The organism is Echinicola vietnamensis DSM 17526, assembly GCF_000325705.1.
In the GTDB taxonomy this organism is placed as follows: domain Bacteria; phylum Bacteroidota; class Bacteroidia; order Cytophagales; family Cyclobacteriaceae; genus Echinicola; species Echinicola vietnamensis.
Genome location: NC_019904.1, coordinates 1,955,201 through 1,970,988 on the forward strand (window position 1 = coordinate 1,955,201; position 15,788 = coordinate 1,970,988).

Below are 15,788 nucleotides of genomic sequence, written 5' to 3' on the forward strand. Positions count from 1 at the left end.
TAGTTATAAAATCGACCGTCGTTTTTATTTTTCTTTTGGTAATTTTTTAAAATAGATATTGGGAGTGCAATGCAGTTAAAAGTATTGGTTGTTGTTCATTCATCCGAATAGAGTTTGGTGAAATAGGACTGATGCTGGTGAGTTGTGTTGAGTCTTTAACCCAAAATACACTAATTTATGAACCCAAAATTACTTGTGATGTTAGCCGGTACCTGGCTAGGTACCCATGCGACATCAACGGCCACCGTCGCTGATACGGGGCCGGCCACACATTCGATTTCGGTACCAACCCCGATGGAAAGAACCATCCGCGGTGTTGTAAAAGATGCCGAAGATGGACAGACGATTCCGGGTGTGAATGTCATGCTTAAAGGAACCCAAAACGGCACCGTTACCGATATGGAAGGTGCATTCCAATTGTCCGTTCCGGATGATGCCACTACGTTGGTTGTTTCCTTTGTCGGATACCTTTCCCAAGAGGTGTCCATTACCGCCGAGGAGAATCTCGAAGTATTCCTGGAACAAGACGTCCAAAACCTCGATGAGGTCATTGTAGTGGGATACGGCACGGCTCGAAAGCGGGACCTTACCGGTGCAGTCAGCCGTGTAGGGGAAGAGGGCTTTAACAAAGGAGTGAATGTGTCACCTGACCAACTCATCCAAGGCAAAGTCGCTGGAGTAGACATCATCAACAACAGTGGTGCTCCAGGGGGCCAAGTGACGTTTAGGATCCGGGGTACTTCTTCGGTGCGCTCCGGTAATCAGCCGCTTTTTGTGGTGGATGGAGTGCCGTTGGATGGCCGAAACACCAAACCTGGCGCCACTGCAGGGGAGCTGGGCAGTACCGAAGGGTCTAACCCGCTTAATTTCATCAATCCCAATGACATCGAATCCATCGATGTGCTCAAGGACGCATCGGCGACAGCCATTTACGGCTCTCGCGGTGCCAACGGAGTGGTGATGATCACGACCAAAAAAGGGAAGTCAGGTGCTCCCAAAGTGACCGTGGATATGAGCACAGCAGTGAGCACCATGGTGCGCCGTCCAAATATTATGAATGGGGATACCTACCGAAGGGCTTTGCAGCATAGGGGCATTGAAGGGAATAATGGCGGTGGTGCCGTAGATGCATTCGATGAAATCACCCAGACGGCCTTGACCAATCGGCTCAACCTAAGTGTAAGCGGAGGAGGAGAAAAAAACAACTACCGCCTGTCGTTGGGATACCACGATCAAGAAGGCGTGGTAAAAGAGTCCGGACTAAAGAAATATACGGCCAGTTATACCACCGGCTACCGGTTTTTGCCGGAAGACCGGGTAAAGCTTGATGTCAGCCTGATTGCTTCCAACACGGTAGAGCAAGGCGCACCCATAGCCGAAAACTCCAATGTCAATGGCAGTTTGATCGGCAATGCCATCGAATGGAACCCTACCGTGCCTTTTCGATACGCGGACGGGTCATTTGTCCAGCGGATGTACGATCAGGGAGGCAATGGGGTGGACGGGTTGTCCACCAATCCGGCAGCGCTTTTGGCCTATTACAATGACGAAAGTAATGTGACCAATATATTGGGGAATTTGGCCCTCACCGTCAACATCATTGACGGCCTCGATTACCGCTTTAGTATAGGGGTAAACCACGCCAAGGGGAATCGTACCGTGGACACCTCCGGGGAGTTGTTTTTGAGCACCATTACAGACTTGGGCTTGGCCCTGTCCAATACCTCTACCTTGACTAGTCAAACCCTGAATCATACCCTGAACTATAAAAAGGAACTGGGGAATGTTCACCTCGATGCCTTGCTGGGCTATGAATTTCAGGATTATAAAAGCTATGTGAACAATATCTCTGCTCGGGGTTTCACTTCTTTTGATGTGTTTGGGACGGATATCCTCCAGAATCCCTCCCGGGACAATGTAGGTGTGAGCTCCTTTCGCGATCCTACCAACCAGCTACAGTCATTCTTCGGACGCTTGAACCTGAACTTTTCCGATCGCTTTTTGCTGACAGGCACCATGCGGGCGGACGGTTCCACCAAATTTGGGGAAAACAATAAATACGGTTATTTCCCTTCATTTGCCGGGGCGTGGGTACTGAGTGAAGAAGGTTTCTTGAAGTCCAGCAGTCTTATCGATAACCTGAAGTTGAGAATTGGATGGGGAATTACGGGCAACCAGGAATTTCCTGCGGGCGCTTCACAAGAGCGATATGCCTTCGGGAATCAGCAAATTTCTCTGATCAATGTGGCCAATCCGGATTTGAAATGGGAGACGACCGAAACGGTGAATATCGGCCTTGATTTTTCCCTTTTCCGCTCTAAAGTAATGGGTTCACTGGAGTATTTTGACAAGGCCACTACCGACTTGCTGTTTCAGTTGCCCACAATCCAGCCGGCTCCTGCAGCTCAGTTTTGGACCAATGTGCCTGCCACCGTCAGAAACCGGGGGATGGAGCTGATGCTGAGCACCATTGTGGCCGATTCGGAGAAATTGCTTTGGGAAGTGGGCATGAACGCCACTTACCTCACCAATGAGCTGACCGATTATGATGGTGCTCCTGTTTGGACAGGCCAAATCAATGGCAATGGCCTTGGTGGAGGATCCAATTCCCAGCAATTGGTCAATGACCATCCTCTCAATGTCTTTAAGATGCTGGTTTTTGAAGGCCTGGATGAAAATGGGGTGGCCCAATATGCTGATCAGGAAGCATTTGTCGGGGATCCAAATCCCAATTTTCTTTTGGGCCTCAATACGCGGGTGGATTATGGGAAATTTGGCTTTAACATGAGCTTAAATGGAGCCTTTGGGCATCAAATTTACAACAACACCGCCAATGCCTATTTGACGGCGCCCAATTTCGGCCTTGGCAGGAATTCATCGCCAGAAATTGGATTGGGCAATGAAAGCTTGTCCAATGCCAATGTCGTCTCTACTCGCTTTTTGGAAGATGGAGATTTTATAAGGCTGCAAAATGCCTCTCTCAGCTACAACCTGGGGGGAATAGGGAACGTGATCAGCAACCTCCGCTTCTCCCTCACCGGTCAAAACCTGTTTTTGATCACGAACTACAGTGGTTTTGACCCTGAAGTCAATACCAACAGGGCCGTGGATGGTGTACCTTCCTATGGAATCGAATATGCTCCTTACCCAAGGGCCAGGACCTTTTTGTTGGGAGTAAGTGCCTCTTTCTGAGGTTGAGCGAGGTGGGGCTTGCCCACTTTCCATGTCCATTTATAGCCTACGATAACCCATAAACGAGTAACCCAATAACCATGAAAAAACAATCATTATTATATACGTTAGCGCTGACCGCCCTCCTTTCATGTACGGATTTGGAGGAAGAATTGCGTTCAGAGTTGCCCAAGGAAAAGGCAGAAGCTTTTCTGAAAGAGAATGTAGACTTCAGCTCCTTGATGGAGACAGTCTACCGGGACTTTGACAGTCGGTATATCCAACATGCGGGGTGCGTGTGGCTGTTTCAGGAAATCAGTGCAGATGCCGCGGTGGTGCCCTCCCGTCCATCCGGCTGGGATAATGGCGGCGTGTACCGTCAACTGCACACCCACACTTGGGTACCGACCAATCCCTATATCCAATCGCTTTGGCGAGGCCTGAACAAAGGAATCTTCGATGCCACCAATGTACTCTCTTTTGAGCCTACGGCGGAATTGGCTGCAGAGGCGAGGTTTCTACGGGCGTTTTTTATGTATTCGGTCTTGGACTTGTTTGACCAAGTACCTTTTCGAGAGCCTGGAGACAATCTTTTGGAACCTTCCACGGTCCTTCGTGGAAAGGCAGCAGCGGATTTTATCATTCAGGAAGTGGAGGAAGTGCTTCCTGATCTTCCTGCTACGGGCCCCGCTTATCACGCCTCAAAAAATGCCGCCCATGGCCTCTTGGCCAAACTTTACCTGAACAGAGCAGTCTATGAAAATCGGGCATCACCACAGTTTTCCACTACCGATATGGATCAGGTGATCGCTCATGTGGATGCGGTCGAAGGAAAAAGTCTGGATTTTTACTGGGACAGTTTTGTGCCAGAAAATAACAGTGCTTCCTCTGAACTGATCTTTACGATCGAAGGCTTGGGCGGTGTCAGGTCACATTCCCTTTGGGTATGGTGGCATGCCATATTCCCTACGGAAATGACCCTGCCGAATGGTGGAGGCTGGAATGGCTTCTGTTCGACGCCGGAGGTGTATGAGCTATTTGAAGAAAATGATGTCAGGAGGTATTATGAACATCCCCTGACAGAAGCACACGGCTATAATGCAGGTTTTCTGACAGGCCAACAAACCGATGCCGAAGGGAATCCGCTGCCGGACGTGGTGTTTACGAAGGAAGTGCCTACCATTGTCGGTGCGACCCTCTGGAACGGCTATCGTCCCGTAAAATACATTCCGGATTATCAATATCCCGGTGCCGCAAACAATGATATCGTATTGCTCCGATATGCGGATCTTTTGCTGATGAAGGCAGAGGCCCAATGGCGTAACGGCGATGCGGCCAGTGCCCTGGAAATCATAAACCAGGTGCGGGAGCGAAATAACATTGGGCCATTGGAAGAGGTGAATGCCCAAGTGCTGCTGGACGAGCGAGGTAGGGAATTGTTTTGGGAAGGCCATCGAAGGCAAGATATGGTTCGTTTCGGGACATTTTTGGGGGAATGGACCCTCAAGGAAGCCTCTGATCCCAAGTACCTGATCTTCCCGATCCCTCCAGCCGATGTCCTGTCCAATCCGAATTTAGAGCAAAACCCAGGGTTTTAATGGAGCCTTGGAAATTGGGAATATCGGTGGAGGAAGCCCCATGCCTATGGGCAAATAGGTTTTATGCACTACTGCTCAAAAAGGCAACGGGCAGCTCATCCCGAAAGTGCAGGATAGTGTTCAGGGGAGTCTGCTGTAATATTAGCTTAACGTACAGCCGGAAGCGCCGGAAAAACCGAAGGTGGAAGCAGGAAGCAGACATTACGGCGTCAACGGGGAAAACTTCAACCGTTCCGATTTCATAAAATTTCAATCAGTTATATCATAACAGCATGCATAAACCAATTATAACCTTATTGATCCTTGGGGTCTTTTTGACCAGTTTGATGTCCGATGTGATGGCCCTCGATATCTGGGTGGCCAAGAGTGGCGATGATGCCAATGAGGGTTCGAAATCAAGCCCTCTGGCCACAGTTCACATGGCCTTGCGGAAAGCCCGGGAGTTACGCCGGATACAGGACCCTTCCATTGCAGAGGGGATTAATATTATGGTGGGAGATGGCGTGTATCGCTTCTTTGAGCCCCTTCGTATCCGCCCAGAAGATGCCGGGACGGCAGAGAGTCCTACGACCATCATGGCAGCACCCAGTGCCAGCCCTGTTTTTTCGGGGGGCGTTCCAGTGCTCGGTTGGCAGCGAGCCGAGGCGCTTCCTGATGGTCTCCCTGAGGCGGGAAAGGAGCACCTTTGGGTGGCCGATGTGCCGGTGGTAGGAGGCCAGGAGGTCGGCTTTCGCCAGCTTTGGATTGATGGTGAAAAAGCCAAAAGGGCTACCAACCTCTATGAGGGAGCATTGGATCGGATCCTTTCGGTAGACAGTGCTCGACAGGAGATGTGGGTTCCTACGCCGGAATGGGATTTCAAGAACCTCGATCAGCTGGAGTTTGTCATTCACCAATGGTGGGCGATTGCGAATTTGCGGGTAAAGTCAGTGGATGTCCAAGGGGACAAAACCAAGCTGACCTTTCACCAACCAGAAAGCCAAATAGAGTTTCAACACCCTTGGCCGGCACCGTTTATCGATGCCAAAAAAGAATATAATGGCAATTCAGCTTTTTACTGGCAGGGAGCTGCGGAACTGCTGAACCAGCCAGGGGAGTGGTACCATGATAAGCGAGACGGAAAAGTTTACTATTGGCCAAAAGCCGGCGAAAATATGGAGACAGCAACGGCCATTGTGCCTTTTTTGGAGACCATCGTTCTGGTGGATGGCACGGCAGACCTTCCAGTCAAGCATGTACGTTTTGAGGGGATAGGCTTTGAGCATGCGACGTGGATGAGGCCTTCACATCGTGGGCATGTGCCCTTGCAGGCGGGTTGGTATATTTTGGAGGCTTATAAGTTAAAGCAACCGGGAACTCCAGATAAGGCCAGCTTGGAAAATCAAGCATGGACAGGCCGCCAGCCTGCGGGAGTGGCCGTAAATTATGCACAGCATATCCGTTTTGAGCGTTGCCGATTCGAGCACATGGCAGCCACAGGACTGGATTTGGTAGAAGGCGTCAGTGACAGTGAAGTGATTGGCAATGTGTTTCGCGATATCGGCGGGACCGGCATTCAGGGGGGCTTCTTCGGAGGGCCTGATTTTGAGTCCCATCTGCCATACCATCCGCAGGACCAGCGGGAACTGGTGCATCACCTTACCATTGCCAACAATTACATTACCAATGTGACCAATGAAGACTGGGGATGTGTCGGCATCAGTATTGGGGCAGCACATGATGTCAACATCGCGCACAATGAGGTCAGCGATGTCAATTATTCGGGAATCTGTGTCGGCTGGTTCTGGACCAAGACCATCACGGTGACCAAAAACAATCGTATCCATGCCAATCGCATCCACAACTTTGCGAAGCAAATGTATGACGTGGGCGGCGTCTATACCCTTTCTGCCCAGCCCAATACAGAGATCAGTGAAAATGCCATTTATGATCTTCAGGATGCTCCCTATGCCCATATGCCGCATCATCACCAGTACATTTATTTTGATGAAGGCTCTTCTTATATCCGGGCGATAAACAACTGGACAGAGCGGGATAAGTTCTTCTCCAACAGCCCCGGTCCTGGCAACAAATGGGAAAATAATGGCCCGGATGTGGATCCAGCGATAAAAGAGAAGGCTGGATTGGAAGAGGCCTATAGGGATATTAAGTAGCAAGTATCAAGATGAGATGGAAGAGCCAAGAGGAAAGACTTGAGATGGGCCGCTGAATGGTCATTAAATAATAAGTATAGAATGAAAAGAAAGATGAAAGGTCGAAGCCAAGTGGTCATCGGTTTTTCCAATCTTTTAATGTTCTAATTGGATAAATCAATGAAACAAACAAACTACCAACTTTTTGATTTTTTGGATTTCGATCCAGAGCGACTGGAAGTGTCCGCTGACCGACTTTGGCGAGCGGGCAGACCATTGGCGATCGAATCATTTGACAAGGGCATTATTGTCCATGTTCCTTTCCATTGCCAAAAACCGGCGGTGGATATCCAGCCTGACTCGGAGGTAGCGCCACAGTCATTTGAAGTGCATATTCGGGCTTTTGGTGAGCGGGTTTTACGGGTTACGGCGGAGTTGGGCCAAAAGGCATCCAAAGCATCTCCCATGCTGGAGATCGCCGATGACCTGGAGGAGGTTCCTTTGTCCATAGAAAAAGCGGATAATGAGTGGGTCATCAAAGATGATCGGCAAGTGGTTCGCGCGATCATTGACTTGACAGATCCCGTGACGGACTGGTGGAGTGACTTGTTGCCGCCACCTGAACCGGTCTTTCAGGCCACTTTTTTTCCTGATGGCAAGAAAGCGGTAAAACTTAACGGTCATGACCAGTTTTTTCCGGCCCGGGTGGACGCGATGGGCTTGGCCATGATTTCCGAAAATGAGATCCCCACCAAGGCCACCCTTTCTTTTGCTGCTCAGCCCGATGAAAAGTTTGTGGGTACGGGGGAGCGTTTTACCAAAATGGATTTGTCCGGCAGGACTTTTCAGCTCAAAAACCAAGACGGACAAGGAGTCAATAACAGAAGGACCTATAAAAATATCCCATTTTACCTTTCGAGTGAAATGTACGGGCTGTTTCTCCATACCTCGGCATATGGAAAGATTTCTTTGGCCGATCACAGTACGCGATCCGTGCAGCTGTTGGTAGAAGAGCCGCTGGCAGATGTGTTTTTGCTGGGGGGCGATAATCCCCATGAGATCTTGCACGAATACCGCAGGCTGACGGGCTTTCCGGCCATGCCGCCGTTGTGGACCTTTGGGGTTTGGATGAGCAGGATGACCTATTTTTCTGCCGAAGAGGTAGAGGGGATTTGTGACCGGTTGCGGGCCGAGAGATTTCCCTGTGACGTGATTCATTTGGATACAGGCTGGTTTGAAACGGATTGGCTGTGTGAATGGAAGTTTAATACCGATCGTTTTCCTCATCCCAAGGGTTTTGTCCAGAAACTAAAAAAACAAGGCTATCGCGTGAGTCTTTGGCAAATGCCGTATATCGCTGCCAACGCCATGCAGCATGAGGAGGCGAAGGCCAATAACTATATCGGCCCATTAAAAGAAAGCAAAGTCCAGGGAGGATCCAATTTCAGTGCGCTGGACTATGCCGGAACGATCGATTTTACGTATCCCGCTGCGGTGGAGTGGTACAAAGGATTACTACGGGAGCTGCTCGAAATGGGCGTGACCTGTATCAAAACAGACTTTGGCGAAGAAATACATTTAGATGCAGCCTACCATGACATGCCCGCACCGCTTTTAAATAACCTTTATGCTTTATTGTATCAAAAAGCTGCTTTTGAGGTGACTGAAGAAGTGGCTGGTGAAGGGGTGGTTTGGGCACGTGCCGGTTGGGCAGGGTGTCAGCGATACCCGATCCATTGGGGAGGAGATGCTGCGGCGAGCTGGGACGGAATGGCAGGATCACTCAAAGGTGGACTGCACCTGGGACTATCGGGTTTTGGCTTTTGGAGCCATGATGTGCCGGGATTCCATGGAGTGCCCAATTTTATGAATTCTGTGATCCCCGATGACCTGTATGTCCGATGGACTCAGTTTGGGGTCTTTACTTCCCACATCCGATATCACGGCACTTCCAAAAGAGAACCCTACGAGTATCCCGCCATTGCAGATGTGGTCAGAAAATGGTGGGAATTACGCTATGTCCTTCTGCCTTATATCCTGGAGCAAAGCCAACAGTCCATCCGCTCCGGAATGCCTATGCTGAGGGCCATGCTCCTGCATTTCCCTGACGATCCCATGTGCTGGCACTTGGATGACCAGTATTTCTTTGGAGAGGATTTCTTGGTGGCGCCGGTCATGAACAGTGGAAATGCTCGAAAGGTTTATCTTCCAGAGGGAAGTTGGGTGGATTTCTTCACAGGGACCTGCCAGGAAGGCCCCAAATGGGTAGCCATGGATCCTATTCCATTGGAGGAAATGCCCGTGTGGGTAAAGCAAGGTGCTTCGATTCCGATTTATCCTACATCCGTTTCATGCACGGATGAAATGGATTTCAAGAAGACCCAGCCCTTGGTGATCGATGGCGGGTTTAATGGAATTTGGCAGGTGCTAAAGGAGAAAGGGATGGATTAATTTGGGGCAGGGATAACCCCATCGACTATCGCATAAGGAGTAGCAAAAACGGAAAAAAACATTATAAAATAGATGACAAAAGAAGGAACATTACGGTTAGGGATTTTAGGGCTTGGGGAAGGCCGCAGCACCATTTCTGCGGCATTGAACAGTCAGAAAATCCAGCTGGTGCAGATATGTGACCGCAATGAGGCATTGTGCAAGCAGCGGGCAAAGGAATTTGATTTTGCCCACTATACGACACGCTATGAAGACATGTTGGAAAACAGTGACATCGACGCCATAGGTATTTATACTCCCGATAAGCTACATGCCAGCCACATCAAAATGGCCATGGAGCATGGCAAGCACGTCGTATGCACCAAGCCGCTACTCGATGACCTCAAGGATGCCAAGGAGCTGATTGACCTTCAAAAGAAAACAGGTAAGCGTCTTTTTGTGGGGCAAAGCAGCCGGTTCTTTGAACCAATGAAGCGACAGCGAGCCGATTATAAAAAGGGACTTATCGGAGACCTGATTACCGTGGAGGCTTATTACCATGCGGATCACCGGTGGTTTTTGGAGAAACCCTGGGCCTTGGAGCCGGCGTTTAAGTGGCTCTATGGAGGGTTGAGCCATCCCGTGGATTTTATCCGGTGGTATCTGCCCGAAATAGAGGAGGTAATGGGCTATGGCATGCTCAGTGCCAATGGGAAGCAAGGTGGATTAAAAAATCCCGATACCATGCATTTTATCTATAAAGCTACAGATGGCCGTATCGCCAGGGTTTCTGGCGCGTATACCGGACCAGTGCAGCCTGCCCTGCGGGACAGTGAGATGAGTTGTATCCTTCGTGGAACGGAAGGTAGCAGCCAAGGGGATTATATGGAGTTGCGCTATGCGATCACTGATAATACCGGAGAGGAGCAGGTGGTGACCTGGGAGCATAAGTCCAAGCATTACTTCCGTTTTGAGGGCAAGAGTCATCATGCGGGGGAGTACAATAACTATTTGGAGCATTTTGCCGATAGTATCAATTACGATTTTGTGGCATATCCTGATTTGATCGAAGGGGTCGGAACCATCGCCCTGCTGAAAACCATGGAGAAAAGCTTGGCTAGCGGCAAGCCCGAAAAAGTGGCTGAAGTGATTGCTGAATTTGGGCTGGAGGATTACCTGAAGAGAGGCTGAATAGGCAAAAGCCTAAGGTCTCATATCTCATATCTCAAGTCTCACATCTCACTACTCAACAAAAAAATTAACAACCATTTAACCAAAACCAATCATGAGCAACATCTTAACAGACGAACAATTAAACCAGTTTAAAGAGGATGGTTTTTGCATTGTCAAAAACGTGATCCCCAAGGAACTGCTAAAGCGATTGCAGGACGAGTGTCAACGCTTTATGAAGGAGAAAGACGACGAAATGGACCGGAAGGGTGTGGAAGTAGACGAGATCAACCACAAAGGCAAGCGGTATTTTATAGCCCTTCGCTATAAGGACAGTGAGACCATGCAGGATTTGATCTTCGGTAAAGAGATGGAAGAGATTACCCGCAAAATTCTGGGTGAAGATGTGTACCTTTTTTTAGAGCAGTTTGTCGTCAAAGCAGCAGACAAGGGCATGACCTTCAGCTGGCACCAAGATTCAGGATACCTTGATTTTGAGCACAAGCCTTATTTGTCGGTATGGTGTCCTTTGGATGATGTTACCGAAGAGAATGGCACCGTTTACCTTTTACCCTATAAGGACGCTGGAACCAAGAACCGGATTGACCATGAGCTTCAAGAAGGCACCAATGACAAGGTAGGCTACTTTGGCGATAACCCTGGAATTCCAGCGATCCTCAAGGCAGGTGATGTGGCCCTTTTTTCCAGTACTTGCTTCCACCGGAGTGGTTCCAATAAGACAGGGAAGTCCCGTAGGGTGCTCTTGATTCAGTATTCTGCAGAACCCATCATGAAAGGAGATAAGCCGCTGTACTGGGCAGATCCCTTTGTGGTCAACGGCGACCGTAAAAAAGAAGTGCCGGCTTGAATGGGATGTACCACTAATGTCAAGGCACATGTACTTTGACGCTTTTCCATCGCGCCCCTACCTCCTTAAGTGGATCGAGGGGAGAGCGAAAGGGATCGTCATGTTAGCATTGACTCCCAACTGGTTTTTAAATTATGACAACTAAAGTACCCCAAGATACCCATGGAAATACATGAAATACTCCAACCACTGGATTTTGCAGTGCTTGGTCTTTACTTGGTGACCCTGATAGGCATTGGCTACTGGGTAAGTTTTAAGAAAAAAAGAGATGCCGATGAAAACCTGTTTCTGGCGGGCAACTCCCTGGGATGGCCGAGTATTGGCTTCACCATGTGGGGCACCAATGTAGGACCTTCCATGTTGATTGCTTCAGCCAGTATTGGATACACTACAGGGGTAGTTGCCGGTAATTTCGCTTGGTATGCCTTTATCTTTATATTCTTGCTGGCAGTGGTCTTTGCACCCCGGTATTTGGGAGCACGGGTGCAGACACTTCCGGAATTTATGGGAAAGCGATTTGGCAGTTCCACCCAGAACATTCTCGCTTGGTATACCATCGTCACGGTGCTGATAAGCTGGCTTTCCCTGACACTGTTTGCAGGAGGCATTTTGATCCGCCAGATTTTGGATTTGCCGCTTTGGCTTTCGGTGGTGATCCTCATTCTCATTGCTGCTTTTTTCACGATTGCTGGAGGGCTGAAGGCCATTGCCTACACCAATGTATTTCAGATGGTGCTGCTCATTGTCGTTTCCTTGGCATTGACGCTTACGGGACTTTATAAAGTCGGAGGAGTGGGTGAACTCATCGCCAATACCCCCGGGGAATACTGGAATTTGCTCTTGCCGGCAGATGATCCCAATTATCCATGGGTAGCGATCGCGCTTGGCTATCCCGTAATGGGGGTCTGGTTTTGGTGTACGGACCAGTCGATGGTGCAGTCTGTCCTGGGTGCCAAAAACCTTAAAGAAGGGCAGTTGGGAGCTAATTTTACCGGTTGGCTAAAGATACTGGATGTGGCTCTGTTCATTATTCCGGGCATTATATGCTATGTGTTGTTTCCGGACTTGGACAATCCCGATGAAGCCTATATGACCATGGTGACCAAGCTGTTTCCGGTAGGAATGACCGGGCTGGTCATGGCGGTGCTGATCGCGGCGCTGGTGAGCACGATTGATTCGGCATTGAATGCCCTGAGTACGGTGTTTACCATGGATATTTACGTAAAAAAATACAAGCCTGAAGCCACGCAAAAACAGATCGTCACGATCGGTAGGGTGGTGACAGTGTTGGGAGCCGTAATTGCCATTTTCTTGACCTTGGCCATTGACAGTATCAAAGGGCTTAATCTGTTTGATGTGTTCCAATCCATTTTGGGTTTTATCGCACCACCGATGTCCGTTGTGTTTTTATTTGGCGTGCTTTGGAAGAAAACTACGACAAAGGCAGCCAATACCGTGTTGCTTTTCGGTACCATCTTGAGCCTAGGCATAGGGGTGCTGTACCTGTGGGTATTCCCCAATGCTGAATATGCCTTCTGGCCACATTTCCTGCTGCTTTCCTTCTATATTTTCGTGTTTTTGGCTGCATTGATCGTGGTGATTTCCTATGTGGAGCGTAACCGCAAGGATTTGCATGTAAGTACTTTGGATTATGGCACTATTCCCAAATTACCGAATAAGGTGAAATGGCTATGGATTGCCCTGATCGTGGTAATGGTGGGGATGTATGTGGTGTTTAATGGGAATTAGTTTTGAGTCTTTAGTAGTGAGTCTTGAGTCTTGAGTCTTGAGACATGAGACATGAGACATGAGACTTTGGTTTTATGCGGAAAAAGCGCAGTGCTAGTCCCCCTTCAGGGGGATATAGGGGGTAAGAAAGTAGTGAGAAGCAAGTAGCAAGATTAAAGAGCCAAGAACCAAGAGCAAAGATTCACTACTAACAACACGGGAATGTGCAGGATGGAGAATTGGGATTAGGATCCCATTTTTAGAACAAATAACCAAATTGGTATCATAAACAATAAACCTTCAATGGAAACCCAAAAATATATTCCCCTTCTATTACTTTTTATACTCCTCGTCGCTCCAAAGGAAACGTGGGCGCAGGAAAATGAAAATGAGCCATCGGCCACCTGGATTTGGTATCCGGGAGATTATGAAATCTGGTTAAGCAATAAAATGCAGGCCAGAAGGACCGAGCGAGGTGCTTTTTTACCACCCCTGTGGCGGTATTACAGTCCGTATGCACTGGTGACATTCAGGAAAGAATTTACCCTTCCTGCCGAAGATGAAATCGCTATCTATACTGAGGGGCAGTTTAAGCTCCAGATTGACGGCAAGCAGCAGCATGGATCATCCAGAAAAATTACCATTCCTCCGGGCGATCACAGCATTGTCGTTAAAGTCTATAATCAAGAACGTGTTCCTGCGGTGTTTATCGAAGGGGATTATTTGGTGACCGATGATAGCTGGAAGGTGACCTTTGAAGACAAGGAATGGATTGATGAGTCCGGCAAAGCTTCTGACCAATCCGGTACCAACTGGGAGGCTGTAGGAACTTGGGATTTTAACACACCAGAGGATTTGCCTTCTGAATTTAGCTTAGCCACTACGCCCCAATTTGCAGCGGCGGTACAGCCTGCCGGTGAGGGGCAGTTGATTGATTTTGGAAAAGAGACGTTTGGATATATTCAGTTTCATGGCCTGAAGGGAGAAGGGAATGTCAATATTTATTATGGAGAATCTGAGGAGGAGGCGTTGGATAGCGCTTATTGCGAGACCTTGGATTACCTGAGCTTCGATGGCAGTCAAGCAGAGGATTACACGGTCCAGAACTCCAAGGCTTTTCGGTACGTACAGGTGCAGCATGATCCTGGGGTAAGCTATGATTCGGTTTCGATGTTATATGAATACTTGCCGGTAGAATACCGTGGAGAGTGGAATTCTTCCGATGAACTGCTGAACGAAATTTGGGATGTTTCGGCCTATACCATGCACCTCAATACCCGCGAATTTTTCTTGGATGGGATCAAACGGGACCGCTGGATCTGGTCCGGCGATGCCTACCAAAGCTACTTGATGAACTATTACTTGTTCTTTGACAATGCCTCTGTGCGGAGAACGCTGCTGGCCTTGCGGGGTAAGGAGCCGGTGTCCAGCCACATGAATACCATTATGGATTATTCCTTTTACTGGTTTGTGGGCATTTATGATTATTACCTGTATTCAGGTGATGAGGAATTTATCAAAAACTTTTACCCCCGGATGGTCAGCATGATGGATTTTTGCTTGGGCAGGAGAAACGAGCATGGCATGATGGAAGGGCTGCCGGGAGATTGGATCTTTATTGACTGGGCCGATGGCTTGAGCAAACAGGGAGAGGTGAGTTTTGAGCAGATGCTGTTGGCGAGGAGTTTGGAAGCCATGGCCGTGAGTGCTGAAATAGCGGGTGATCACGAAGGACATGCCACCTACCAAAAGCTGGCTGATGAGATGAAGGAAAAATTGTTTGAGGTGTTTTGGTCTGAAGACCGCGAAGCCATCATGCACCAGCGTGTCGATGGTAAAGTGCTCGACAATGTGACGAGGTATGCGAACATGTTCGGGATATTCTTTGATTACTTCTCAGATGATCAAAAAGAGGCCGTCAAACATTCCGTGCTGCTGAACGATGAGGTACAAAAAATCACGACGCCCTATATGCGTTTTTATGAACTGGAAGCCCTCTGTGCGATGGGCGAGCAAGCATTTGTGCTTGATGAAATTCGTGATTATTGGGGCGGGATGTTGGACTTGGGCGCAACTTCCTTTTGGGAAAAATATGATCCCAATGAATCCGGAACAGAGCATTTGTCCATGTATGGGCGACCTTACGGCAAAAGTCTTTGCCATGCTTGGGGAGCCAGTCCTGTTTATCTCTTTGGGAAATATTACTTGGGCGTAAAACCCCTGTCAGCTGGATATGAGACCTATGAAATTCGTCCTGAATTGGGTGGGTTGGACTGGATGGAAGGAAAGGTGCCGACACCCAACGGAGATGTTTCGGTGTATTGCTCCACCAAGGAGATCAAGGTTTCTTCCGATGAAGGAGAGGGTGTCCTGATATTCAAAAGTAAGTCCAAGCCCCGTACTGACCAAGGAGAAATTAAGGCCTTGGGCGGTGACGAATATGAGTTGGCCTTGGGAGCAGGGAAGGAGTATGTGGTGAAGTATAAGGCGCTGAAGTAGGGAGGTTGTCTCATAAGTCCTCGTCATTGCGATTCCGATGGATATCGTAAGAAGCAATCTCGTCATACGTGAAATGAAAGCACATTGAGATCACTTCACTCCGTTCGTGATGACGGATTATTTATTTATGAGACAGCCTCTTGCTCGTGGAATTTTCGTTACAAACTGATTAGTGTTGCCCCTCGTTACAAA

At 48.7% G+C, this 15,788-nt stretch carries 8 protein-coding genes; all 8 read left to right on the forward strand.

Features of this window, described 5'->3' with window-relative positions; genetic code table 11:
• Window positions 1–177: 177 nt before the first annotated feature.
• The gene (locus ECHVI_RS08200) at window positions 178–3,192 is read left to right on the forward strand and encodes a SusC/RagA family TonB-linked outer membrane protein (protein WP_015265501.1); all 3,015 of its coding nucleotides are present in this window, start codon (window positions 178–180) and stop codon (window positions 3,190–3,192) included.
• 80 nt (window positions 3,193–3,272) lie between these two features.
• Window positions 3,273–4,769 carry a RagB/SusD family nutrient uptake outer membrane protein gene (locus ECHVI_RS08205; RefSeq protein ID WP_015265502.1) on the forward strand — a complete coding sequence of 499 codons (1,497 nt, stop codon included), beginning with the start codon at window positions 3,273–3,275 and terminating at the stop codon, window positions 4,767–4,769.
• Window positions 4,770–5,041: 272 nt separating this feature from the next.
• The gene (locus ECHVI_RS08210) at window positions 5,042–6,922 is read left to right on the forward strand and encodes a right-handed parallel beta-helix repeat-containing protein (protein ID WP_015265503.1); all 1,881 of its coding nucleotides are present in this window, start codon (window positions 5,042–5,044) and stop codon (window positions 6,920–6,922) included.
• Window positions 6,923–7,081: 159 nt separating this feature from the next.
• Window positions 7,082–9,352: a glycoside hydrolase family 31 protein gene (locus tag ECHVI_RS08215; RefSeq protein ID WP_015265504.1), complete on the forward strand. Its 2,271-nt coding sequence runs from the start codon at window positions 7,082–7,084 to the stop codon at window positions 9,350–9,352.
• A gap of 72 nt (window positions 9,353–9,424) precedes the next feature.
• Window positions 9,425–10,522: a Gfo/Idh/MocA family protein gene (locus ECHVI_RS08220; RefSeq protein WP_015265505.1), complete on the forward strand. Its 1,098-nt coding sequence runs from the start codon at window positions 9,425–9,427 to the stop codon at window positions 10,520–10,522.
• Window positions 10,523–10,616: 94 nt separating this feature from the next.
• Complete coding sequence (locus ECHVI_RS08225; protein WP_015265506.1) at window positions 10,617–11,369, forward strand: phytanoyl-CoA dioxygenase family protein; 753 nt, start codon at window positions 10,617–10,619, stop codon at window positions 11,367–11,369.
• A gap of 162 nt (window positions 11,370–11,531) precedes the next feature.
• On the forward strand, window positions 11,532–13,118 hold the full coding sequence (locus ECHVI_RS08230; RefSeq protein ID WP_015265507.1) for a sodium:solute symporter: 1,587 nt from the start codon (window positions 11,532–11,534) through the stop codon (window positions 13,116–13,118).
• A 282-nt stretch (window positions 13,119–13,400) separates the two neighbouring features.
• Window positions 13,401–15,596, forward strand: a complete 2,196-nt coding sequence (locus ECHVI_RS08235) for an alpha-L-rhamnosidase-related protein (RefSeq protein WP_015265508.1) — start codon at window positions 13,401–13,403, stop codon at window positions 15,594–15,596.
• Window positions 15,597–15,788 lie beyond the last annotated feature (192 nt).